We start from the raw sequence: 24,878 nt of genomic DNA, 5'->3' as shown, positions 1-24,878 counted from the left end.
CTCGATGATCCCTCTCGCTTAGGCTTCGCGCGTGTTCACACGGTCGGGTGCCGGCCTGTTCGGCCTGCTCGCCGTGCTCGCGGCGGTCGCGTTCCCGCTCGCCCCGGTCGAGCAGGCCGAGGCCACGTACTCCTGGTCGGCGGCCGACGGCGACGCCGCCATCCCGCTGCTGCCCTACCAGCCCGTCCAGCTCACGGCGCAGGCGAGCTGCACAACCGCGCGGGAGGCACCTGACGGCGATGCGCTGCTGTACACGGTGCCGTCACGGCCGGACGTGGCGGGTGAACCACTGCACGGGCTGCTGCTCACCACGTCCGGCGGCGCGGTGCGGGTCGAGACCGCGGGCGTCGACCTCGGCGCCGTGCGGCTCCCCAGCGGCGACTGCACGCTGTCGGTCGTCGCCGACCCGGCCCGCACGTCGGTGCTCGTGAACGGCGAGCCGGTGCTCGTCCGGGACGGCGACGTGCGGCCGGACGTCGCGGGCGCCTTCTCCGACGTCCGGTCGGGCGTCGAGCTGCGCCTGTCCACCGACTCTCGCTTCGAGACCACGATCTCCCCGCTGAAGGCCGGGATCGGTGTAGCCGGTGTGCTCGCGCTGCTCGCCATGTTCGTCGCGGTGCACCGCCTCGATCGGACGCGGCACGTACGGCTGCTCCCGCGGCGCTGGTGGCACCCGCGGCCGGTGGACGCCGCCGTGACCGCCCTGCTCGGCCTGTGGTGGGCCATCGGCGCCATCACGGTGGACGACGGCTACATCGCGGGCATCGTGCGCAGCAGGGCCGGCAACGGGTTCGTGGGCAACGCCTACCGCTGGCTGAACGCGCCAGAAGCACCGTTCAGCTGGTTCTACGACGTCTACTACCTGTGGTCGCTCTTCTCGCCCTCGACGCCGTGGATGCGCCTGCCGTCCACGCTGCTCGGTCTTCTGTGCTGGTGGCTGGTCTCCCGGCTGACGCTGCCCCGGCTCGGCCGCTTCGCGGCTCGCCGATGGGTGCAGTGGGCCGCCGCGCTGGCGTTCGCCACCTGGTGGATCCCGTTCGGCCTCGGGCTGCGGCCGGAGCCGTGGGTCGCGGTGGGCGCGCTCGCCGTGTTCCTCGCCGTGGAGCGGACCCTCGCCACAGCCCGGCTGCTACCGCTCGCGGTCGCTCTCGTGCTGGCCGGCGCGACGACCGCCCTCACGCCGGGCGGACTGCTCGCGTTCACCCCGTTCCTCGTCGCGGGGCGTCGGCTGCTTGCCCAGCTGCGGTCCCGCCGCGACCTGCGCCCGCTGCACCTGCTGGCCGTGCTGCTGGCCGCCGCGGCGTCGGCGGTGTTCCTGATGGTCCCCGACCAGAGCCTCGCCGGGATGCTGGAGGCGGTCCGCGTCCGTGCCGTCGTCGGTGGCGGCCAGCCGTGGTTCGAGGAGACCGACCGGTACGCGCGCCTGCTGAGCACGACCTTCCAGGGCGCGATCGGCAGGCGGGCAGCGGTGCTGGGCACGCTGCTCGCCGCCGCTGGCGTGCTGTGGTCGCTGCGGCGCACGGCAACGGGGATCGCCACGGGCCCGGCCCGGCGGCTGATCATCGGGTTCCTGCTGAGCATGGCGACGTTGACGCTGGCCCCGACCAAGTGGACCCAGCACTTCGGCGACCTCGCCGGCTACGGCATCGCCGTGCTCGTGCTGGGCGCTGTGGTGGGGTCGGCGACGCTCCGCGCCCGTCCGCGCGCGTTCGTCGCCGGACTGGCGGCCACCACCGTCGTCGCCGCGATCGTGCTGGCCGGCTACAACGTCTGGCCCTACCAGGGCGCGTGGTACACGCCGACGTTCAGCACCATCGCTCCGCGGATCCTCGACGTCCCGCTGGCGACGATCGCGCTCGTGGCCGGCGGGGCGGTCGTCATCCCGCTGCTCGTGCGGTGGGCATGGCAGCGGGCGGGCGGGGTTCCCGAGAGCCCGCTGCCGCGCGGGCTGCCGGCTCCCGCGCCCGCCTTCGCCGTCGTGCTGGTGGCCGTGCTGGCGTTGCAGGTGCTCATCGCGGTCCGGGTGGCGGTTGCGCACCAGGACAGCTACACCCCCACCTCCGACACGATCGCCACCGTGGGCGGCCGGCCGTGCGGGCTGCAGGAGCGGCTGTCCGTGGAGACGGACCCCGCTGCCGGAGTGCTGCCCGCCGTGGGCGGCCCGCTCGGCGGCACGCTCCCGGTCGACGTGGGTGGGCGCCTCGTCCCCGGCGTGGCGGTGGCCGGCCGGACCGCCACCCCGTGGTTCACGCTCGACCCGCGGCAGCGCGCGCGGATCCTCCCGGTCGTCGTCACCACGTCCGGGACGCTGCGGTTGAGCGACGGGCTGTACCTCGAGTTCGGCGACGGAACGGCAGTGCTCGAGCGCAGGCGCATCGCGCCGGACCTGCCGGCCCAGAACGACATCCGGGAGCTCGCGCCCATCGGCGCCACGGCGGTGCGGCTGGCCGTCGACGCCCCGGACACCGCCCGTGCTCTGGCGACGCTGCCGCGGGCCCCGCGGCTCACCCCGATGACCGACCTACTGCCGCCCGGCAGCAGCGCGATCCTCGACTGGCCCGTGGCGTTCCTGTTCCCCTGCCTCGCCCCGGAACCGCTGCCGCTGGGCACCGCGGCGCTCCCGGAGTGGCGCGTGGCGCCGTCCGTGGACAACACCGAGACGCACATCACGTACCAGTCTCAATACGGTGGACCCTTCGTCGCACCCCGGCTGCTGATCACCGAACGGCGCATGCCCACCTATCTCGCCGGTGATCCACTCCGCGACGCGGGGCAGGTCTACCGCTGGATCCCGATCAGGCCACTCGCGCACCCCGAGCCGGTCGTCACATGGCGCACGGTGGCCGGATGGCAGCGGGACGGCCACCCGCGGGTGCCGTCGCTCGACCCGGCCGGGTGACCCCCCGGGCCACGGCTCGCACCGCACGGCCTCCACAATGACCCCGGAAAGGGCACCCGACGACCGGAGGACGGCCGCGCGCATGCTTCGCACATCGGACAGCACGGATCGGGCCGCCGCGCCCGCGACGGACGAGCGGCCGGCCGACCGGACCCCGGCCCGCCTGCTCGCGCAGCGCGGGCTGTTCTTCGGGCCGTCCGGCATCGTGCCCGAGGACCTCTACTCGCGGGTCGAGCGGGGCACCGCGCGCCGCGAGCGTGACCTGGTGGCGCTCGCGCCCGGCTCGCTGGTGAGCACCAACACCTACTTCGGGCGGTTCCACGCCACCTACTGGCAGCGCTGGACCGACATCGGCGAGGTCGAGGTGTCGGCCGTGGCCACCGGCACCGGCCGGGTGCGGCTGATGGCGTCGGACACCAACAAGGTGTGGCGGATCGTCGCAACCGTCGACGTGCGGGACGGCGAGGCCACCGCGGTGCGCCTCGTGGGCCCGGTCGACCGGTTCGTCGACGGCGGCGGCATGTGGCTCGAGATCACCACCGAGACCGGCGAGCTCACCGTCTCCGGCGTGCGCTGGACGGTGACCACCACCCGCCCCCTGCCGCCGACCGACATCGCCATCACCACCCACAACCGCGTCGACGATTGCCTCAACACCCTGCAGGCGCTCGCCCGCGACCCGGAGGCGCTCGAGCGCATCCGCACCGTGCACGTCGCCGACCAGGGCAGCGACCCGATCGAGTCGCGCGAGCGGTTCGGCGAGATCGCCGCCGCACTCGGCGAGCGCCTGAAGTACGTCCGCCAGCCCAACCTCGGCGGTTCGGGCGGCTTCGCCCGCGGCATGCTCCACGCCACGCACGGCGCGCCGGGCGAGGAGGCCGACGTCCTGCTCATGGACGACGACGTGCACCTGGAGCCGGAGCTCCTCGTGCGGCTCACGTCGTTCTCGGCGAGCACCCGGCACCCGATGATCGTCGGCGCGCAGATGCTCAACCTGCTGCACCCCGGCCACCTGCACATCTCGGCCGAGTACGCCGACCCCGAGGTGCTGCTGATGGGGCTGAAGATGCCCGGCGCCCTCCGCGAGGCCTACCTGCTGGGCCTGGACGACCGGCAGCTGCCGATCAACCAGGAGCGCCGCGTCGACACCGAGTACAACGGCTGGTGGTCCTGCTTGATCCCGGCCACGGTGATCCGCGCCATCGGCTATCCGCTCCCGCTGTTCCTGCAGTGGGACGACATCGAGTACGGCTATCGGGCCCGCGCCCACGGCTTCCCCACCGTCTCCCTCCCCGGCGCCGGCGTGTGGCACGCCGACTTCGGCTGGAAGGACGGCGACGAGTGGCAGCGCTACTTCACCGTGCGCAACGGCCTGATCATGGCCGCACTGCACAGCGGCTTCTCGATCCGCCGGATCACCGGGCGGCTCGCGCAGCTGGTGTCACACCAGCTGGTGGCGATGCAGTACGGCATGACGGCCACGCTGCTGCAGGCCGTCGAGGACTTCCTGGCGGGCCCGGACACCCTCCGGGACGGCTCGGCCGGCGCGCTCGCGCGCGTTCGCGAGATCCGGAAGGCCTACCCGGAGACCGTGATGCACCCGATGTCCGATGCGGGTGGTGAGTTCCACGACCGGCCGGTGATCCGGGCGGCCAACCCACCCGGCTCCGAGACCCTCACCTTCCTGAAGCGGGTGGCCTACCAGGTGACCGGCCGTGCGCCACACCCCACCGGTGCGGTCCCCGCCGGTGACGCGCACTGGTGGCACGTCTCCCTGTTCGAGCGCGCCATCGTCACCGACATGTCGGAGCAGGGCTTCCGCATCCGCATCCGGGACAAGCAGACCGCCCTCCAGCTCGCCCGCCAGGCCGCCCACCTCCTGCGCCGCTTCGTGCGCGAGGCACCTGCCCTCGTCGGCCGCTACCGCGAGGCGGTACCGCAGCTGTCGAGCCGGGAGAACTGGGAACGGCTCTACGGCCTGAAGGACTGACCTTCACTCGATCAGCTGCCGACATCACTCGTTCGGAGTGCCGGCGAAGTGCTGATCACGTTCCTGGTCCAACCTGTCTGACTCCGATTGACTGATCGCGACCGGCTCGCCGGCCGGTCGTGATCACTCAATCGCAACAGGAGCACAGAACAGATGCGCAACCTCAACCTGGTACACCGGGCCGGCCGGCTCGCGATGGTGCCGGTACTGGCAGGCGCGGCCGTGTTCGGCCTGGCGGGCCCGGCGGTCGCCGAACCCGCCGCCCCGAAGCCCTCGCTCGAGGAGGACTGCGCCGCAGCAGTCGACGGGATCGTCGTCTGCAAGATCGTGGACCGGTCCGATCCGGAGAACACGCGGATCGGCGCGCTCGCCCGGTCGGAGGGAGGCACGCTGGTGGGTGCCCTCGTGGTGCTCGAGGAGTGCGACGGTGAGACCTGCAATCCGGTGCAGGTCGCCACCGGTCAGGACGAACCGGAGGTCAGAACGAACTTGCAGCCGTGGGGCCGGGGCGTGGGCTACTACCGGGCCAACGCCAGCTGGGTGAACCTGATCCCCTGGATCCCGCGCAAGTACACGCACACCGGCGTCGTGCACCCCGACTACTGACCGCTGGTCGGCTGTCCGGACTACTCCGGACAGCCGATCTTGGTCACGGGCGGGCAACGCCGCTACTCCCGTCGCGTCCTCGTCAGTAGAAGGACAGGGCTGGGGGGTCGTTGTGGCTGTTTTCGGGGAATTGCTGCGCAACTCGCGACTGCGGGCCGCACTCACGCAGGAGGAACTCGCCGAACGCGCAGGTCTCAGCGTGCGCGCGGTGGGAAAGCTCGAATCAGGGGAAACAACCAGGCCTCGACCGGTGACGGTCCGGATGCTGGCGGATGCGCTCGGACTCGACGAGCCGGAGCTGACGTCCTTCATTGCGTCGGCGTTCGGGATCCGCCAGCTCCGGGCCGTTCCTCAGCGGTCGAACACCTCGCGGGCCCACGCCTCGCGGCTGGTGAGCTCCGGCAGCGCGGCGCGGTAGCGGCGCTGCAGGTCGGGCCATGCCTTGGCCACGTGCCGGTACTCGCTGATCGCGTGCTTGAGCATGGACCGGAACAGGGCCGGGTCGCGGCGGCGGAACGTCACCCCGCGCCCGTCCGGCGTGGCGACCGTGGCCGAGTCGAGCCGGGAGAGCACGAACCACTGCGCGTGCCGGGCCGGCACGTTGCGCTGGGGCACCGCCTGGTGGCCGGGGTCGGGGGCGCGCAGGTTGTGCAGCACGCCCCGCGCGAGCCCCTTCACGGCAGCGACCTTGCCGGACGGCGGCTCGGGGAACAGCTGGGCCGACAGCGCGTCGAGGTCGGACAGCGGCACCTGGGTGGCCGAGTCGAGGGGCCTGCCGTCGTCGTACTCGGCGCGCTTCGCGCGGATCTCGCCGAGCACCGTGGGCAGCTTCGGGAACAGGTGCTCGGGGCCGGACAGGAAGTCGCGCAGGGCCATCTCCTGCAACGCCACCGCGGAGTACTCCAGGAGCAGCAGGTGGCGCAGCGTGCGCTTGATCGAGTCGCGCAGCAGCGCGGTGGGGTTGTCGGGCCCGTGCAGGGCGGCCGCGATGAACCGGTTGCGGTAGTGGAAGTAGGCCTGCCAGTCGCTCGTGTCGTCCTTCTCGAGGAACGACATGTGCCAGATGCCGATCCCGGGAACGGTGGCCGTCCGGTAGCCCTTCGCGCGGGCGCGCAGCCCGTACTCGGCGTCGTCCCACTTGATGAAGAGCGGCAGCGGCATGCCGACGTCCTCGGCGACCGCACGCGGGATCAGGCAGGTCCACCATGCGTTGTAGTCGACGTCGGTGCGCCGGTGCAGCCACGGTGTCTGCCGGAGAGGCTGGGCGGCCAGGTCGTGGTGCGGCTCGGTGCCGGGCGCATTGCGCCACAGGAACGTGCCCCGGTCGACGACCTCGCCCATCGTCGAGAGCTGCGACCGGGCCTGCAGGGACAGCATCTGGCCACCGACGAGCATCGGCGAGCGGGAGTAGCGGGAGAACGCGACGGCCCGCAGCACCGAGTCCGGCTCGAGCAGGATGTCGTCGTCCATGTAAAGGATCTGCTCGCAGTCGGTGTGCTCGAGCGCCTCGTACATGATCCGCGCGTAGCCACCCGACCCGCCGAGATTGGGCTGGTCGATGATCTTCAGCTTGTCGCCGAGCGCCGCGGCGGCCTGCTCGAAGCCCGGTTCGTCGCGCACCTTCTTCGTGCCCTGGTCCGGGATGATCACCGCGGTGATCGCCTCGCGCACCAGCGGGTCCTCGCCGAGCGCGGTGAGGGTGGCCACGCAGTCGGCGGGACGGTTGAACGTCGGTGTACCCACGGCCACCGCGGCTCGGCCCGTCGGCTCGTCGGCGGCGTACCAGCCACCCGCGTGCAGGATGAGCTCGCCCTCGTCGGTGGTGAGGTCGAACCAGTACCACCCACCATCCTCGAACGGCCGCAGGTCCAGCGGCATGTCGAGCTCATGACGCCCCGTCACCACGACGCCGCGCTCGAAGATGGTGGAGCCGTCGGACTTGGTGCGGTAGACATCCACCCGGCCCGCCCCCTGGAGGGACAGCTTCAGGTGCACCTCCGTGAGCCGGCTCCAGCGCCGCCAGTACCCGGCGGCGAACGCGTTGAAGTAGGCGGAGAAGGAGACCTCGCTCTGCTCCGGCACCACCGCCGACGTCCGTGACGTGGCGCGCAGCCGCCGGGCGCTGACCGTGGAACCCCCGAGGCTGACCTTCTTCGGGATCGCGCCACCGGCCACGTCGGGCACGGTGGTGAGGCGGATCCCCGTCCGCTCGTCGAGGTACAGCGCGCGGACGCTCATCGGGTCGCCCGTGCGCGGCAGGATCACCCGTTGCAGCAGGTGGCCGTCGGGTGCGGGCGGCGTCCCGCCACGGCGGCGCGCCGGCTTCGGGCGGGGCGGCGTCTCGGAGATCGTCATCGAGGAAGCGTCCTGTGTCGTCGAGGGCCGGGGTGGCGTGTTCGTGTGTTTCCGGCACCCGAGAGTAGCGACGCCGTACCCGAGGGCCCGGATGGGGCGCGGGCCGCGCATGCCCCCCGATACGGGCATGCGATGCGATAGCTTGCTTCTCGGCAAGCAACCCCACGCCGCAGGAGGCCCGAGTGACATCCGAGGCCGGGACACTCCGAAGGCTCGCCGTCCCTGTCTTCCTGCCGTCAGCGGTGTTCGGCATCGGACAGGGAGCCGCGATCCCGGTGGTGGCGCTGCAGGCCCGCGACCTCGGGGCGTCGGTCGGCGGCGCGGGCCTCGTCGTGGCCATGCTCGGGCTCGGCATGGTGCTCGGCGATCTCCCCGCAGGCCGGATCGTCGCCCGCATCGGCGAGCGATCCGCGGTGCTGCTGGGGAGCGCGGTCGGGGCCGTCGGTACGGCGCTCTGCCTGCTGTCCTGGACGCCCGTGGTGCTCGGGATCGGCGTCGGGATGTACGGCGTCGCTAGTGCGGTGTGGGCCTTGGCCCGGCAGGCCTACATCATCGAGGCGGTGCCGGTCGCGCTGCGGGCGCGGGCGCTGTCGACGATGGCGGGGCTGAACCGGCTGGGCACCCTGATCGGGCCGTTCCTCGGAGCGGGCGTCGTCTACCTGCTCGGCCCACGCGGCGGGTTCCTCGTGGAGCTGGTGGCCGTTGTCGTGGCAGGCGCCCTGATGGCCGGCATGCCCGCGGTCGGCTCTGACCGCGGTGGCGCCCGAGCAGCACAGACCATGCGCAGCGTGCTGGTCACCCACCGGAGGGTGTTGCGAACGCTCGGCGTGAACGCCCTGATCATGGGCGCATCGCGGGCCTCGCGCACGGCGGTGCTGCCGCTGTGGGCCGACCACATCGGGCTGGACCCGACCACCACCAGCCTGCTGTTCGGCGTCGGCGCCGCCGTCGACGTCGCGCTCTCCTACCCGGCCGGACGGTGGATGGACCTGCGCGGACGGCGGGTTGTCGCCGTCGGCTCGCTGGTGGCGTTCGCCGCGGCGCACGTGGCCCTTCCGCTCACCGGCAGCGTGCTCACGCTCGGCGCGGTCGCCGTGCTGATGGGGGTCGCGAACGGGCTGAGCAACGGCCTGATCATGACGCTGGGCGCCGACGCCGCGCCGGAGGACGGGCGCGCGGAGTTCCTCGGCGCCTTCCGCCTCTGCCACGACGCCGGCAGCCTGGCAGGCCCGCTCGTGCTCGCCGCCGTCGCCGCGGTGGCCACCCTGGGAGCGGGCTCGCTCGCGCTCGCGGCGATCTCGGCGCTGGGCGCGGCGGGCATGGCCCGATGGGTGCCCCGGCGCCCCCGCCCTGATTCCGACGAGCGGCGCGTTCGTCGGCTAGGTTCCGACGAACGCGCCGTTCGTCGGAACCCGGGTCGCAGCTGAGCTCAGTCCTCGGACTCCGTGCCCGACAGCGCCTTGCCCTCCGTGAAATAGGGGCGCAGGCGGTTGTCGAACATCGTCAGGGCGGAACCGATCGCCATGTGCATGTCGAGGTACTTGTACGTGCCCAGCCTGCCGCCGAACAGCACGCCCGCGTTGGCCGTCTCCTTGCGGGCGAGCTCGCGGTAGCGCTGCAGCTTCGCCCGGTTGTCCGGCGTGTTGATCGGGTAGTACGGCTCGTCGCCCGACTCGGCGAAGCGCGAGTACTCGCGCACGATCACCGTCTTGTCCGTGCGGTAGTCCCGCTCGGGGTGGAAGTGGCGGAACTCCAGGATGCGGGTGTAGGGCACCTCTGCGTCGTTGTAGTTCACCACCGCGGTGCCCTGGAAGTCGCCCGTCTCGACCACTTCCTGCTCGAAGTCGAGCGTGCGCCACCCCAGCTCGCCCTCCGAGAAGTCGAAGTAGCGGTCCAGCGGGCCGGTGTAGACGACGGGCATGCCGGCCGGGATCTGGTCGCGCACCTCGAAGTAGTCGACGTCGAGCCGCACATCGATGTTCGGGTGGTCAGCCATCTTCTCGAGCCACGCGGTGTAGCCGTCGGCCGGAAGGCCCTCGTAGGTGTCGTTGAAGTACCGGTTGTCGAACGTGTACCGGACCGGGAGCCGCGTGATGATCGACGGGTCGAGCTCGGTGGGGTCGGTCTGCCACTGCTTGGCGGTGTACCCCTTGATGAACGCCTCGTAGAGCGGGCGCCCGACGAGCGAGATCGCCTTCTCCTCGAGGTTCTTCGCGTCCTTCGTGTCGATCTCGCCCGACAGCTCGGCGATCAGGGAGCGGGCCTCGTCCGGGGTGTGGCTGCGACCGAAGAACTGGTTGATCAGCGCCAGGTTCATCGGGAACGCGTAGACCTGGTCGCCCGCGCGGGCGAAGACCCGGTGCTGGTAGCCGGTGAACTTCGTGAAGCGGTTGACGTACTCCCACACGCGCTCGTTCGAGGTGTGGAACAGGTGGGCGCCATAGCGGTGGATCTCGACGCCGGTCTCCGGTTCGATCTCGGAGTAGGCGTTGCCGCCGATGTGGGAGCGGCGTTCGAGCACCAGCACCCGCTTGTCCAGCTCGCTTGCGGCCCGCTCGGCAACGGTGAGGCCGAAGAAGCCGGAACCGACGACGACGAGGTCGTATCCCGCGTAGGTCACGCCAACCGAGGGTAGTGGGCGCCCCCGCACGCCCCGACCCTGGCATCACCGGGACGCCATCCACCGGCGTGTAGGTTCGCGCCCGTTGCCGTTGATCCGGCGACGGCGGCGATCCGGGGGTTCGGCAGGTGGGCGCAGGCGTTGTGGCGCTGTACGTGCTCATCCTCTGGCTTCCGGGCCTCGTGCTCGGCGGGCTCGCCGGTCTGCGCGGCTGGACACTCGCCGCTGGGGCCCCACTGCTCACCTACGCGGTCGCCGGGTTGTTCGGGCCGCTCTTCGCCGCGCTGGGCATCGCGTGGACGCCGACGAGCGCCGGCCTGCTCCTCGTGGTGCTCTGCGCCGTTGCGGTGCTCGTGCGGTTCTCCATCCGGCAACGGTTCGGCGCCGCCGACCGCTCCGGGCCGCCGGTGTGGGGCCTCTTGACCCACGTCGGCGTCGCCGCGGCCCTCGGCTGGATCGTCGTGCTCGGCGGCACCGTGATCTGGTCGGGTCTGGGGCAGCTGACCGCGATCCCCCAGGACTGGGACGCCGCCTTCCACGCCAACGGCATCCGGTGGATCGCCGACACCGGCGACAGCAGCCTCGTCGGGATGGCCAAGGTCAACTGGTACGAGGACGACGTCGAGGTCTTCTACCCCAACGCCTACCACCTGATCGCCGCTGTGGTCTTCCGGATCACCGGAGCGGACATCCCCACCGTCCTCAACGCGCACACCGTGCTGCTGCCCGGGCTGGGCGCGCTGGTCATCGTCACGCTGGTGCACCGGTTCGGCGGCCGGGCCGTGCTCGCCGTGACCGCAGCAGGCTGCAGCATCGCGATCACGTCGTTCTACGACCTGCTGTGGCGGGGACCTCTGCTGCCGTTCGTCACCGGCGCGGTGCTGATGCCGCTCGCCGCCGTGCTGCTGGTGGACGTCCTCGACGCCGAGGGCCGCCGTCAGATCGGCAGAGGCCTGCTGTTCGGGCTGGGCCTGCTCGGCATGATCGCGCTCAACCCGGCCATCCTGTTCACCGCGGCCGTGTTCGTCTTCCCCGCGATGGTCCAACGCTGGGCGGGGCAACCGCGGCTGCTGCTGCGGGAGCCGATCGTCGTGCTCGCGGCGGGAGCGGTCGCCGCGGTGCTCGCGCTGCCGCAGGTGCTCGGCTCGCTCGGCAGCGCCTCTGGCGAGCCGGTGTACGACTGGCCGGCGGAACTGACGCAGTCGGAGGCCTTCGGCGAGCTGCTCGCGCTCGCCCACGACGGCCTGCACCCGCAGTGGTGGCTGGTGCTCGTCGCCGCCATCGGCATCGCAGGGCTGCGGCAGCTCGGCGCCCTGCGCTGGATGTTCGCGTCCGGGTTCGCGTTCGGCACGATGTTCGTGCTCGCCGCGTCGTCGGACGAACCGTGGGTCAACGCCATCACGCGCCCGTGGTGGAACGACCAGTGGCGGCTCATCGGGCTGTGCGTCGTACCGGTCGCTGTGCTGGCCGGCCACGGCCTCGCCGAGCTGCAGCGGCATGCGGCCTGGGGTGTCACGGCGCTCGCCGAGAAGGTCGGGGCAGGCCCGCCCGCGCTGGCCCGGAACGCGGCGAGAGGCCTCGCGACCATCCTGGTCATCGCGCTGTTCCTGGTGGCGAGCGAGGACTTGTACTCCGGCCGCAACGTGGCCAGGATGCGCCTGTCCGCCCCGGACGGGCCGGTCGTGTCCTCCCTCGAGGTCGACGCGATGCGCGTGCTCGCGACGCTGGTACCGCCCGACCAGCGCGTCATGAACGACCGGGGCGACGGCTCGGTGTGGATGTACGCGATCGCCGGCGTGCACCCCGTGGCAGGGTTCTACAACGTCTCCGGCATCGGGGAGGACGCCCTGATGCTGAACACCCGCTTCAACAGCTACCCGGTGGACCGCTCGGTTCGGGCCGCGGTCGCGCGCCTCAACATCTCGTACGTGATGCTCGGCAGGGGCTTCGTCCGCACCGACTGGCGCCGCGCCCCCGGGCTGCTCGGGCTCGAGGACGCCCCGTGGCTCCAGGCCGTGTACCGGAACAAGGACGCGGTCATCTACCGGATCAGGGCACGGCCGGGCTAGGCCATACCCTTGCGGCCGTGTCTGCGCACGCAGAGGCGGGGACGGGCGGGTTGGACGTGACGACCGCATCCCCGATTTCCGACCCGCAAGGCCGGTTCGCGCGCGCCGCGGCCGGCGCAGGCGAGGTCGCCGCCTGCGTGGGCGCAGGCCTCGTCTCGATGCAGCTGAGCCACTCGGTGGACGTCGACCCGCTGGACCGGATCGGCCAGGTCAGCGGGCTCGCCGCGCTCGACATGCGGTTCCTCCTGATCGGCATGGCGGTGCTCGCCGCCTGCGTCGCGACGGCGCGCCACCCGCGCGTGTTCGCGGTGGTCAGCCGGCTGGCGTGTGCCGCCGTCGCCGGGCTCGCCACCGGGCTCGTCGCGGGCGGGATCGTGCTCGCGCTGCACGGCACCACATGGGCGCTGTTCGCGAACTGGGGCGACTCCGGCCAGCTCATCCGCTGGGCGGACGACATCCTCGCCGGCCGGCCGATCCCTCCCGACTACCCGCCCGTCGCACTGCACCTGATCGCCCGCTGGGCCGAGCTCACCGGCGACTCGACGGCGGGCGCCCTCCGCACGTCGCAGATCGTGGGCACCGCGCTCTTCGGGCCCATCGCCTACCTGTCGTGGCGGCTCGTGCTGGCACCGGTGTGGGCCCTCGCGGTGACGCTGGTCGCGGCGATGCCGCTGCTGGAGCCGTACAAGCCGTACACCACGGTGGTCCTGGTCGCGCTGGTGCCGCTGCTGATCGTGTTCCTGCGGGTACTCCGCCGCGCCGGCACGCAGACATGGACCAGCATCGCGCTCGCCGGCGCCGCGACGGGCGTCGCGCTCGGGGTGCTGTTCAGCGTGTACTCCGGCTGGTTCCTCTGGTCGGCGCCCGGTGCGCTGGTCGCCGTGCTCGCCCGGTTCCCGTGGCGCGCTCCGCTGCGCGGGCTCGCGTTGCTGGGTGCGACGGCGGCCGGCCTCGTCGTGGTGGCCTGGCCGCACCTGTTCGGTGTCATCGCCGCCGCGGGCATGGTGCAGGACCGCTACTTCTACTTCGACACCGCTGTGGAGCCCGCGTACATCGCGATGTGGCGCAACGACCTGCCCGGCGACGTCGGCCCGTGGCCGCCACCCGGCGAGCTCGCGGGCGTCGGGGTGTTCACGGTGCTGCTGGTGGTCGGTCTCGGCGTGGCCGTCGCGGTGGCGGGCCGCCGGACCGCGGTGCTCACGGCAGGCGCCCTGCTCGCCGGGGCGTGGATCCTGCGGCTCGCGATCGCCGCGCAGATGTACGAGACCCAAACGGTCCAGCTCTACCCGCGCACCACGGCGGAGATCCTCTTCTGCCTGCTGCTGCTCGTCGTGCTCGCGGCGCGGTACGGGGGCCGACGCCTGGTGGACGCATGGCGGGCGCGCGCGGTCACGGGCAACGGGCACGTTCCGCGGAACGCGATGCCGGTCGTCGGCGCCCTGTGTGCTGCGCTGCTGCTCGGGCTCTCGATGGGCTCGGCCACGGCCGACCGGTACCTGCCCCGCAACGACGGGTCGGTGGGGTTGCTGGCGTACGTCGCGCAGCAGGTGCGGCAGCCGGACGGGGCCTGCCCCATCTTCAGCGGGCCCGGCGGGTGTGCGCCGGATCCGGGGGCGCTGTTGCGGGGCGAGTGGAAGCCGGAGGACGTTCCGAGCTCCCCGAACGGCAGCTGACCGACAGCGCGGTCATGCGCCATCCCTGTGACGGTCGCGCCGAGTCGAGCGGGGCGTGCAGGTCAGCCGCCGGTCGGGACGCGAGCGAGGAAGTCGAGCAGCTCGTCGGCCCTTGCGGCGCTCAGTCCGGCGAGCCCGACGAGCTCACCGCGAAGGGTGTCCAGCTCGTCCGGTGAGACCGGGCCACCCGTGGTCACGTCGAAGAGGAGGATCCGTTCCGCCGTCGGATCATCGGTCACCTGATAGCGGTGCACCACGGCGAACCGGGACCCGGGCGCGAACACCGCCATACCCATCGCTTCCAGGGAACGCAGCCCGCTCAGGTCGCGCCCGGTCCGCGAGTAGAGCAAGAGCTCGGGGGGATCGTGCCGGTAGGGCCGATACTCCCGGACGGCGGTCAGCACGCCCGGCACGGTCACGACGTCACCGGGGCCGTACCCGCCCCATCCGCGATCGGTCGACCACGGGTGCTCGGTTGCGAGTGGAGTGGCAAAGAGACCCGTCACCACCGGGAGCTTGCGCACCGCCGACCGGAGCACCGTGACGTACAGGGCGTGCCGCTCGAGCAGCAGCGGGTGCCGTTCCGCCAGCGCACGGCGGAGCTCCGAGCGCTGGTCCCCCTGCTCCCCGGGCGAGCAACCTCCCGTAGTGCCGCGAGCTCCTCGACGGAGAGCCCGCCCTCCGGCTTCACGATGGCCTGTGCGAGATCGGGATACGCCTCGGCGAACCGGCTTACGGTGGCGTGCGGTGTCGGGAGCGGTGCAACGGTCTCGGGAGCGGGGGGCTCGTGCAGACGAGCCGCGACGTCGGGGTGCCCACGCTCCACGAGCTCTTGCCGGAACGCCCGGATCGTGTCCCACCTGTCCAACGATCCGACCAGACCCCTCCCGGGATCGCCCCCGATCAGCTCGGCCATACCGGCGGTGAACCTCGACCACAGGGCCCGATCGACGGGCGAGGGCTGGGGTCCGGCGGCGATGTCGAACTGGTAGATCCGAGCGGCCTGCGTGAGGAGCTCATCGCGCGACAACCGGATTCCGTGCGCACCGAGCGCGGCCGCGAGGTTCCGCGCGATGATCTGCAGGTCACCGACGTGCTTCCGGTCCGGAACCTGCTCGTCGGACTCCGTCTGCGCGCGCTCCACCCGTTTCCGCTCGCGCTTCGACAGGTCGCGCGCCGCTGCCTGAACGACCCGACGAGCCGGATACCGGTACTGGTCGGCCAGCTCCATGGTGATCTTCGGCAGCGGGGCGTTCGTCAGCATGAGCAGCTGCCGCTGGTGGGCGACGTGGAGCTCCAGACCTTGCCACCGATCGTCGAGTGCCTCCCGGATCCGCGCCTTCTCGGCGAGGTGGTCGGCGATCCACTCCTCGATGAGGGCGCTGTGATCGCGGATGTCCCGGTGGTCGCGACGGGTCAACCACAGCAGGCGGGACTCGAACGTCTGCGGGGTGACACCGTCGTCCGGCCAGGTCTCGAGGACCCGTTCGGCCAGGCGCCCGAGGCGACGTGCCGCCGCGTCGGCATACCCGAGCGACGGGGCCAGCACGCTGCGGACGAACTCGCCGAAGAGGCGGACGCCATCGGTCCCCGCGATCATCGTGACGCCATCGGCGCGCCGGGTGACCGCGTGCACCGGAGCCCCCGGTGCCGAGTGCTCCAGCACAGCGTCCAGCAGGACGAACCGGACCGGTGGAAGCCCGTCGACCCGTTCCCCCGAGAGCACCCGGACGAACTGCCGCGCCCAGCCGTGCAGCTCGGTGAACCGGGCAGCGAACCCGACCGGTGGGGTCACCGTCTCCAGGACCTGCTCCAACTGCCGGACGAGTTCCTCGCGCTGATCGCGCGCCATCTCCTCCCACTCGCCTGCGCCGGGCGTCGATCCGGAAAGCCGGGCGAGCTGCTGCTGCAGGAACACCCCCCGTCGTTCCGGGCCGGCCTCGGGCAACAGATCGTGTTCAGCGATCTTCGGACGCACGCGGTCCAGTTCAACGGCGGCGTCGAGCGGGGTGACGACGCCCCGCGCCACCAGCAGGTCCATGAGGGTCAGCAGCGCCCGGCCGTGCGGGGCGGCGTCCGTGCTCCGACCGTGCCGCGGCAGCTCATTGATCGAGTCGGCCACGCGGGCCGCGTGGTGCTGGTCCGGTGCACCGAGCATCACGACCAGCAGCAGCCCGATCTTCTCCCACGGCGATGCTCCGACAAATCTGATCGACGGAAGAGTGGCAAAGGCCGGGTACACCGAGGGGCCCTCGTAGTCGACCGGGGTGCGCGCCCACGCCAGGAGCAGGGCATCGTGCAGATGCTCCTGGACCGACTCACCGCGCACCATCACTTGGTCGAGCACGTCCTGGACCAGGGCCCAGAACTCGGCTCCGGGCGCCTCGCCCGCACGCACCTTCTCCATCACGTGCAGCACGCCGGCCTGTGCGTGCAGCTCACCGAGCAGGTCGAGGGCCGTCTCAGCCGAGGGCACCGTGGCTTCCAGGTGCAGCCGCCGGCCGCGCAACTGCGCCGCGGCGAACGTGATCGCACCCCGCGCGGCCGCCAGCTGCCGGTTCTCCAGGTAGGTGCGCAGTTCCACCACCGTGGCCTGCAGGCCCTCGAGCGCCGCGCCGGTGAGCGCGTAGGACGCCGCGTCCTCCTCTGCGGGCAGGACCGGCGCACGGACGGCTTCCGGCGTCGTCGCCAGGGTGATCGAGTCGGGCAGCGGCGACGGCAGCAGCGCGGCGAACGCCACCTCGGCCAGCTCACGCGACTCCGCGTCGTCCCACGTGGCCCGTTCCCACACCCACCACATGGCCGCGAGCCGCCAGACGGCGTCGCCACCCAGCCCGACGGTCGCGTCGTCTCCGCTGCGCGCGGCGTGCACAGCGACCCGCCAGACCGTGCCCGCCCGACGTTCCAGCTCCGCTGCATCGGCGAGCGCATCGAACTGCTCCTCGATGAACACGGTGATCAGCCCGGCCCGTGCGGCCTCCACGAGCTTGCGCAGGCCGTCCGGGTGGAGCGGGGGCGCGGGGACCGCCAGCCGCACCAACGCCGCCTCCAGTTGCTGCAGCTCCGCCTTTCGCAGGTCGGCGCGCAGCGCCGGGTCGGCCACCTCGGCATCGATCCGTCGCAACCGTCCCAGCGTGTCGTCGATCAGCGCTCGCAGCAGGTCCGGCACGGAGTCCGCGAGATGATCGACCTCCGCGAGGACCCACGCCGGCACCCGAGGGCCGCTGCCGGACGCTCGGTCGAGCTCGTCCATCAGCACGTCGAGGGTGCGCTCGACCCGCGCCCCTGAGCTCGGCGCGACCAGCGCACGGCCGAGCTCGGGCAGCAGCCGGGTGCCGAACCACCACGCGCTCAACCGACGCACGTCCTCGCCGACGTCGACCGTGCGAGCCCTGCCCTGCTCGTCCGGCACGACCTGGCGGCGGGTCACCGTTCCCCAGTACGCCAGGAACGCCGCCGGCAGCACCAGCTCCGCGTCGCTGGGACGCTCCAGCCCCAGAGCCTCCGCGGCAGCGGACAGTCCCCGAACCCGCGCACGGACAGTCTGCGCGATCTCCCGCTCGTCGGAGGCGCCCCAGTGGTGGTCGGCCACCGCCCACACCTGCGCCCGCGCGCGAATCCGCTCCTCCCACGACAGGACCCGCTCACGCCCCCGACGGCCAGGCCGGCCCCGGGTCAGAACGTCGTCGATGTGCTCGACAACGTCCCCGAAGGCCGCGATCAGCTCGGCGGCGGGCACTTCGCCCTGGACCGCGGCCTGCACCACGTGGAGATCCGGCAACGGCGCGATCCGCTGGGCCTCGTCCTCCACGAGATCCGGACGATCGATGTGCGTCAGCTCGTGGCGCACCAGCATCTGCCGCTCGGCAGGCGTGAGCGACCGGAGGATCGCCGACCACACCTGGCTGTCGACGTAGATCCAGCCGTCGCCGTGCGCCCACATGACGAGGTCGAGCGGCCCACCTGCCGACCGGACCTGCTCGTTCAGCCCGTCGATGATGCGGATGCCATGGGCGTGGTGCTCGGCGAAGTCGCGCTGGGTGAGTCCACCGGTGACCTCTGCCAGCCGCGGATCAGCCAGGCCGATCGTGGCCGCCACCGGAGCGTGGGCGATGACGTACGCGAGCACCACCTGGTCGCGGGGGCTCGCGGCCTCGTGCGACACCCGTGCGGGCGCGCCACCGCCGTGGGTCGCCGGCCAATCGACCGCCGCGACCGCGAGGCTGTAGTCGTCCCGGCCGCCACCGCGCGCCAGCATCTCCGCGATCAACCGGTCGCGCACCGCGCCGACACCCCGGTCGGCGAATTTCTCGATCAGAGCCTGCAGCCGGTCGAGCGGGACGTGCCGGTGGAACCCGTCAGTCGCCACCAGCACCGTTCCCGGGGTGTCGGTGTAGAAGGTCGTCACGGTCGGAGCGCCCTGCGGCGCGTCCGCGCCGAGCCACGCGGAGAGGGTCTCGCTCTGCGGGCCGGTCCGGCCGAAACGCACCGCCCAGGTGTCGTCGACCGTGAGGACCTCCGGGGTGCCGCCGGTCGCCCGCCGGGGGATCCACAGCACCCGGGCGTCGCCGACATGCATGATGGTGATCGCCCAGCGCCCGGGCCCGACCTGTTCGATGCGCACGGCCGTGTACGTGGTCGCCGGCGGGTTGGCCTGGCCCGGCACGGCCATGCGGTCGACGGCAGCAGCCACCACCGCGTAGGCGTCCTCGTGCGCCTTCCCAGCGGAGCGCCCGGCCCCGTCTGTGCGGCTCAGCTCGGCCAATCCGCTGTCGCCCGCGACCTCCGCGGCCTCCGCGGCGCGCGATCCACTGGACTGCAGCCCGTCGGCGGCCACGATCGTGACCGTCCCGGCGGCGTCGACGGCCATCCGGAGCCGGTCCTCGTTGTAGTGCTCGTCGATCGCCGGGTGATCGGTCCCGGCGCGGCTGATGCCGGCGACGACCGTGCCGCCGGTGTGCGGTGATGCCAGCTCGACGGCGCGGCCGGCGACGGAGGTCGGGCCGCCGTGCGCCGGTCCGCCGGGCGGTGTCAGCGGGAGGTCGTCGGTCAGCAGGCCTGGCGCCCGCCCGCGCAGCACCTCGGCCATGGCCGCCGCCCGGCGCAGACGCAGCCGCGGCCCCAGCTGCTTGTCGCTCTTGTTCGTCTCCGCGATCTGCCGCGCGAACTTGAAGTGGGACAGCGCCTTGCGCGCCGCCGCGACGGCCTCGATGTAGCGGGGATCGCTCGGATCGAGTGACCGCGCGCCGACCATCAGACGGTCCGCGGCACGTATTGCCCGTCTCGCCCGGCGGAGCTCGATCTCGGGTTGGGGCTCGGTCGCCCGAGCACCGGGCGCATTCGCGAGCAGCCGCTCCGCGCGTTCGAGCAACCCGCTGACCCGGGTCGGCCGGGATCCGACCACCGGGTAATGGGTCTCTTCGACCTCCTGCCGGAGATCCCGCAGCGTCAGGTACGCCTGTTGCCGGGCCGCGCGGGCCGCGCCCTGTTCGGGCGTGACCGAGTCCGCGCGCCCCGGTGGCGCGTTGGCGTCCGCGTCGTGCGCGTTCCGGCCGCCCCGAGCGCGGTGGACCCTCCGTTCGGTCCTCCGCCACTGGAGCTCGGCCTGCTCCACCTCGCGAATCGCGGTGTGCAGCTTGGCGACCGCCTCATTTTTCTCGTCCCGCGCACCGGACTGATCCACCTCGGGAACGGAGTCCGCATACGGGTCGACCCATGACTGGGCGTCGACGAACTCGTAGCGAGCCCCGCTGATCCACCGCACCAGACGGATGACGTCGTCGCGGAGGCCCTGCGAGTGGTGGCGGAAGAGCACGCGATCCGCGGAGGAGAACAGCTCCAGCAGGGTCCTGTAGGCGACCTTCCCCTCCGTGGCGACCTTCTGTCGATCCGGGTCGGTCGTGATCAGGATTTCCAGGACGGTGGACCCGACGTTCGTCCACCGCGGAGTCGGGAGAGCGGCCACCAGCAGCTGCGGGTTGCGCCGCATCGCATGGCGCAACCGCGGGTTCGCCTGCAGCCACGCCTGCCGCAGCTCGGGCGCGGCGCGGTAGCCCGCGCCGGGGTCACCCGAGACCATGCCGACGGCCGCGAGATCGGCGAGGCGCTCGTTCCAGTCGACGCTGATGTCGGGGTGGATCCGAGCGAGCACGTCCGCGGTGGTGGGTTCGGTCCGCCCGGCCACCGTCAGCGCGACCGCGAGCAGGGAATCGGGCCGCAGCCGGGCCGGCTCGTCGAGCGCGCGCTTCAGCGCCCTTCTCCAGAATCCGCGCTCCTCCCGATGAAGTTCCACCTCGTCGTGCAGGGCGACCCAGCCCTCCATCAGCTCCAGAGTCGACACCAGCAGCCGGATGGTCCCGATGCGTTCCCGGATCTCGGCCTCGGGTCGGGTCCTGAGGTTGTCCGGTGCGCCGAGCGCGCGCAGCTCGGCAGCGAGTGCGACGCGCAGGTTGTCGCGGCGCTCACGCAGCAGCACCCGGGCCGCGACCGGTGCTCGCTTGTCGACCTTCTGGAAACGCTCGATCTCCAGCTGGGCCTCGACGCGGGCCAGCTCCACCTCCACCTGCTCGAGGGCATCGGAGCTGCCACCGGCTCGGAGCATGGCAGCCCAGTCCTGCAGCAGCTGCCGATAGGCCTTCAGGTAGTCGACCCGCAGCTTCATGCGCCGCTCCAGCGCCTCGATCAGCTGAGTCTCGGCGTTGCCGCGGAGGATCTCGACAGCGTCGAGCGGCAGACCCAGCTCGCGCAGGTTCTCCTCGGTGAGCAGGGCATCGAGCACCTGGATGTGGAAGCGGAGGATCCCACCCGTCCTGCTCTCGATCCGGTCGGCCGCCCCGCCGACGGCCGCCCGGTTGCTGGCCAGCAGCATGATGATCGACGCGGCGGCCAGCCGGAGCTGCTCGTGGCGCTTCTCCCAGAGCTCGGCGACCTGCGCGGCCTGTTCGCCCAGGTCCGGGTGCTGCAGAAGCTGGGTCAGGAGTTTCGGCTTCGGCGACGGGATCTGCAGAACCCGCACCACCTGTCCGGCAACCGTGGGTGCCAGTGTCTCGTCGAGCGTCCGGTTCGGTTCCGCCGGGTCGCCGACCGCGTTCTGCAGGAACGCGTCGAGCAGCCCTCGATACGGCCGGACCCGCTGGCTCACCCGTCCGAACGGGATCAGCGGGCGCATCCGGGACGTCAACACCCGGTCGGTGAGCTCACCGAGCAGCTTCAGCCGGGCCTGCAACCGATCGACCGGCACCCACACCGCGAGGATCACCAGCACTGCAATCCCGGCCCGGCCCACCACCAGCCACGGCGTATCCGGGATCCCCGGTAGCGGCCGCACGATCCAGTAGGTGAGGGCGGCCGTCAGCTCCGCCCGGAAGGTCTTGAACACGATGATCCGCCAGTCCGGAGGCCCGAACTGGCGGAAGCTCACGATGCGGTGCGCGATCCGATCCAGCTTCTTCGGGTCCGCGGCGCTGCCGTCCTGCTCCGCCTTGCGGTAGCGCCGTTCGTTGATCCACAGCCGCAGGCGACCCCACCGGTACACCACGTACTCCACGACCATGGTCGTCGGCAGGACGAACATCGCCCAGGTACCGAAGGCACTCAGGTACTCGTCCCAGTTCGGCGGGGCATTCGCAAGGTGCAGCGACGCCAGCATCAATGTGGTCGGGATGGCCGCGAGCCCGGACATGATCGCGGTCCAACCCCGCTCACCACCCACGAGCCGCCGCTGGAGCGCCGAGCTGAGCATGCCGGCCACCGCGGCCACGGCGACCAGGACGGTGTGTTCCGTGACCGTGTGCAACACGGGCGGTAGGGCGACCACGCGGAACACGTTGTAGGCCCACCCGACGGCCACGACACTGACCGCGGAGATCAGCGCGTCCCGGGCGGGGTGGATCCACGACCCGGAGGATGCCCGGTTCGCGGTCCGCCGGTTCCGCACCGACCAGTAGGCGATCAGGCCGTGCACCGCGACCCCGGCGAGCAGGAACTTGACCGTCGGTGCCGACCACGCGGCGAGCGCGGTCACACCGGCGACGGCCGCGCCGGGAAGCCCGGTCGCCACCGCCCCGACGAACCCGCCCGCGGCCATCACGGAGAGCACCCGCACCGTGCCCCGCAGGCGCGACACCCACGAGGACGGGCGTCGCGGATCGGTGAGCAGGGTGACCGACCACACCACCCGAGCACCGGCCAGCAGACCGGCCGCGATCGCACCGACGGCGATCAGCGTCGTCACCGCCCCCGTCGCCACGGCCGCGAGCCCGAACCCGAAAGCGGTGACGTAGGCCGAGACGCCGCCCCACACCTGCAGGCGGGGGCCCGAATCAATCGGCTCGTCCCAACCCCGACGCTCCACGAAACCGATCACCCGGCCCGAGATCGCGCGGAACCGGGAACTCCAGCGCTGTGCCGCGTTGCGCAGCGTCGCCCGCCACCAGACCGGGCTCAGCTCCACCGGCCACGCCGCGGCCACCTGATCGCGCCAGCCGGCCAGCCGGGCGGTCCATTCCTGCACCGCGCCACCGAGCGCGGCCCGCCACCAGCTGACGGTCCACTGCGCCGGCAGCACGGAGCCGGCGACGTCCAGTCCGAGTCGCAGCCCGGTCACCACGTCGGCCCACCATGCGCGCGCCGATCCCGGTGCCGCGAGGACAGCCCGACCAGCCCGTCCCGCCGAGGCACGCCACCCGCCGCCGGCGGCGACCCGCGCGCCCGTCCACCGCACGACGGTCCGGATTCCGAGGACCGCGGCCAGGAGGGCCAACAGGCCGATAGCCGCTGTGAGCAGCGCCTGCCAGAACCCGGAACCCGGGGGTGCGCGGTCCGATGGCGGCGCGTTCGTGGTCGTGGTCGGCGGGCTCGGCGACGGGGCCGGCGTCGTGGTCGTGGTGGGAGGGGTCGTCTGCCCGGGCTGGCCCGGGTCACCTGGCTGGCCAGGCTGGTTCGGCTGGCCCGGCTGCCCCGGTTGGTTCGGCTGACCCGGCGGCTGGATCGGCGTCACGCCGTTCACGACGAGCTCCGCGCCCGCCATGACCTGGTCCGGGTTCCCGTCGATCAGCGCGGTGGGGTTGTCAGCAGCAAGCTGCTGCCAGCCACCCGGCACGTTCAGCCGCTTGCTCACCGCCCACAGCGACTCCGCGGGGAGCACCAATCGCGGCTGAACCCGCCAGCGTCCGTCCCATCCACCCGGGCCGACGGGGACCCGGAGCTCCTGACGCTCCAGCAGCTGGTCCCACGTCGTCTCGTCGGGCCACACGTTCGGGTTCGCCGCCGCGAGCGCCTGCGGCGACATGCCGAGTGCCGCGGCAAGCCCGGTGAGGTTGTCGTTCTCCACCGCGATCAACCGGACGAAGGCGGGCGCGACGTCGATCGACGCCGTACGGGCCGCGGGTCGGTACTCCGAGGTGACGGTGGTGGCCGCCGCCGGAGCAGGCGTCAGCACGACGGCACCGATGCCGGCGGCACCGGACCCGGCCACGGCGGCGATCAGCGCCCAACCGAGAACGGATTTCCGCACGTGCACGCTGATGCGGGACAGGACACCGGGCGGCCCCCGCTGCGACCACGCGCGAGCCACCCGAACGGCGAACCGGAGCCCGATCCCCACGATGCCGGCCGCCACCACCGCGAACACCAACGCCCCCGCCAGGCCGACGAGCGGTCCGGCCGACGCGAGGGCCGTCAAGAGCCCGGCGATCGTCACCAGCGGATGCGACAGCGCCTTCGACCCACCCCTGTGTTGATCGGATTGGCGTTCGCCCGCCGTCCGGCGGTTCTGCACGGCCCTCCGGATCCACCCGTTCCGCCCCGGCCCGACGTGGTGGATGAAGATCGGTGTGTCCCAGGTGATCGACGAATCGGGCTTCCCGGCCCGGTTCCGCAGCTCCCTCCCGCGGTGGTTGCCCTGCAGGAGCCGCCCGGGCGCACCGGGGTGCGTCGCCAGGTACTGACCGTCGGCCGGAGCGAACACCGACCGGAGCAGATCGTCGTCGGAACGTTCGGCCGCCCCCGGCACCTTGCGTTTCCGGTCACCGTTCCCCGGCAGCAGACCCTCCAGGTCCCGCACCGTCCCGTTGGGCTCCGGCCGCAATGTGCCGAGCTTCCGGTGGAGCGTGCGGTTGGCGAACCACGCCGGCGCGAGCGACCGCAGGCGGCTCGAGTAGCGGTACAGGAGATCCGCCACCGCGACCAGCAGGATCACACCGACCCCCGCCACCGTCACATTCGCGAGCCCGCTCGTCAGAACGGTTCCGAGGAGATCGGAGCCGCCGCCGAGCCCGGCCGCATCGGCCAGCGCGAGCGTCTCGTGCGTGGCAGGCGCGTCGGGTGCGATGACCGCCCGGGTCGGAGCTGCGCCCACGGGCGTGCCGGCGCCCGGACCAGCGAACGTCAGCACGACGGCCGCGATCAGCGGCGAAAGGACACGTCCGATCCATCTCAGCAGCCGACGCAGCGACGAAGCCCGCTCGGCGATCGGCTCGCCCTGCCCCTCCACCCCCGGCGGCGCACGCGGCATCGCCAGGGTCAGCTCGTCCAGCGGCGTCATCTCCGCCCGGGAGCGACGCAGCGCCTCGACCACCTGATCGCGCTTTCGCTCGTCGAGCGGATGCGCGGCCACGGCGGCACCGCCCCGACCGGAGTTGTCGTTCGTCAGGAGGAGCCCCTCGAT

11 protein-coding genes (1 of these 11 running past the window's edge) are annotated in these 24,878 nt (G+C 72.3%); 7 read left to right on the top strand and 4 right to left on the bottom strand.

Features of this window, described 5'->3' with window-relative positions:
- The first annotated feature begins 31 nt into the window (after window positions 1-31).
- The 4 genes from K1T35_RS00670 (at window position 32) to K1T35_RS49680 (ending at window position 5,913) form a co-directional block, all read left to right on the top strand.
- Window positions 32-2,899: an arabinosyltransferase domain-containing protein gene (locus K1T35_RS00670; RefSeq protein WP_220258259.1), complete on the top strand. Its 2,868-nt coding sequence runs from the start codon at window positions 32-34 to the stop codon at window positions 2,897-2,899.
- A gap of 82 nt (window positions 2,900-2,981) precedes the next feature.
- The gene (locus tag K1T35_RS00665) at window positions 2,982-4,889 is read left to right on the top strand and encodes a glycosyltransferase (protein ID WP_220258258.1); all 1,908 of its coding nucleotides are present in this window, start codon (window positions 2,982-2,984) and stop codon (window positions 4,887-4,889) included.
- Between the two features lie 153 nt (window positions 4,890-5,042).
- Window positions 5,043-5,495, top strand: a complete 453-nt coding sequence (locus tag K1T35_RS00660; protein ID WP_220258257.1) for a hypothetical protein — start codon at window positions 5,043-5,045, stop codon at window positions 5,493-5,495.
- Between the two features lie 112 nt (window positions 5,496-5,607).
- On the top strand, window positions 5,608-5,913 hold the full coding sequence (locus K1T35_RS49680; protein WP_220258256.1) for a helix-turn-helix transcriptional regulator: 306 nt from the start codon (window positions 5,608-5,610) through the stop codon (window positions 5,911-5,913).
- On the opposite strand, the gene K1T35_RS00650 is transcribed toward K1T35_RS49680, so the two are convergent.
- On the bottom strand, window positions 5,847-7,850 hold the full coding sequence (locus K1T35_RS00650) for a glycosyltransferase (protein ID WP_220258255.1): 2,004 nt from the start codon (window positions 7,848-7,850) through the stop codon (window positions 5,847-5,849). The genes K1T35_RS49680 and K1T35_RS00650 overlap by 67 nt on opposite strands.
- 182 nt (window positions 7,851-8,032) lie before the next feature.
- On the opposite strand from K1T35_RS00650, the gene K1T35_RS00645 reads away from it, so the two are divergent.
- Complete coding sequence (locus K1T35_RS00645) at window positions 8,033-9,277, top strand: MFS transporter (RefSeq protein WP_220258254.1); 1,245 nt, start codon at window positions 8,033-8,035, stop codon at window positions 9,275-9,277.
- Window positions 9,278-9,279: 2 nt separating this feature from the next.
- Here K1T35_RS00645 and glf read toward each other — a convergent pair whose 3' ends face one another.
- Complete coding sequence (glf, locus tag K1T35_RS00640) at window positions 9,280-10,470, bottom strand: UDP-galactopyranose mutase (protein ID WP_220258253.1); 1,191 nt, start codon at window positions 10,468-10,470, stop codon at window positions 9,280-9,282.
- 128 nt (window positions 10,471-10,598) lie between these two features.
- Between glf and K1T35_RS00635 the strand changes: the two genes are divergently transcribed.
- Entirely contained in the window at window positions 10,599-12,539 is a 1,941-nt protein-coding gene (locus tag K1T35_RS00635) for a DUF6541 family protein (RefSeq protein ID WP_220258252.1), read from the top strand.
- Window positions 12,540-12,556: 17 nt separating this feature from the next.
- The gene (locus K1T35_RS00630; protein WP_220258251.1) at window positions 12,557-14,212 is read left to right on the top strand and encodes a hypothetical protein; all 1,656 of its coding nucleotides are present in this window, start codon (window positions 12,557-12,559) and stop codon (window positions 14,210-14,212) included.
- Between the two features lie 62 nt (window positions 14,213-14,274).
- On the opposite strand, the gene K1T35_RS00625 is transcribed toward K1T35_RS00630, so the two are convergent.
- The gene (locus K1T35_RS00625) at window positions 14,275-14,718 is read right to left on the bottom strand and encodes a hypothetical protein (RefSeq protein ID WP_220258250.1); all 444 of its coding nucleotides are present in this window, start codon (window positions 14,716-14,718) and stop codon (window positions 14,275-14,277) included.
- Window positions 14,715-24,878, bottom strand: the final stretch of a protein-coding gene (locus K1T35_RS00620) for a hypothetical protein (protein ID WP_220258249.1). It continues 21,051 nt past the right edge of the window; 10,164 of the gene's 31,215 nt are visible here — the last part of the coding sequence; the start codon falls outside the window, past its right edge — the gene reads right to left on this strand; the stop codon is at window positions 14,715-14,717. The genes K1T35_RS00625 and K1T35_RS00620 overlap by 4 nt, the downstream gene beginning before the upstream one ends.

Origin of the sequence: Pseudonocardia sp. DSM 110487 (assembly GCF_019468565.1) — a bacterium.
Lineage (GTDB): Bacteria > Actinomycetota > Actinomycetes > Mycobacteriales > Pseudonocardiaceae > Pseudonocardia.
The sequence above is the reverse complement of the archived record's forward strand: the minus strand, read 5'-3'. Positions and strand labels throughout refer to the sequence as shown.

Bases quoted from the DNA above. Each gene is read 5' to 3' on its own strand.
- K1T35_RS00665 (WP_220258258.1), top strand. From the start codon at position 2,982: ATGCTTCGCACATCGGACAGCACGGATCGGGCCGCCGCGCCCGCGACG.
- K1T35_RS00650 (WP_220258255.1), bottom strand. From the start codon at position 7,850: ATGACGATCTCCGAGACGCCGCCCCGCCCGAAGCCGGCGCGCCGCCGT.
- K1T35_RS00660 (WP_220258257.1), top strand. From the start codon at position 5,043: ATGCGCAACCTCAACCTGGTACACCGGGCCGGCCGGCTCGCGATGGTG.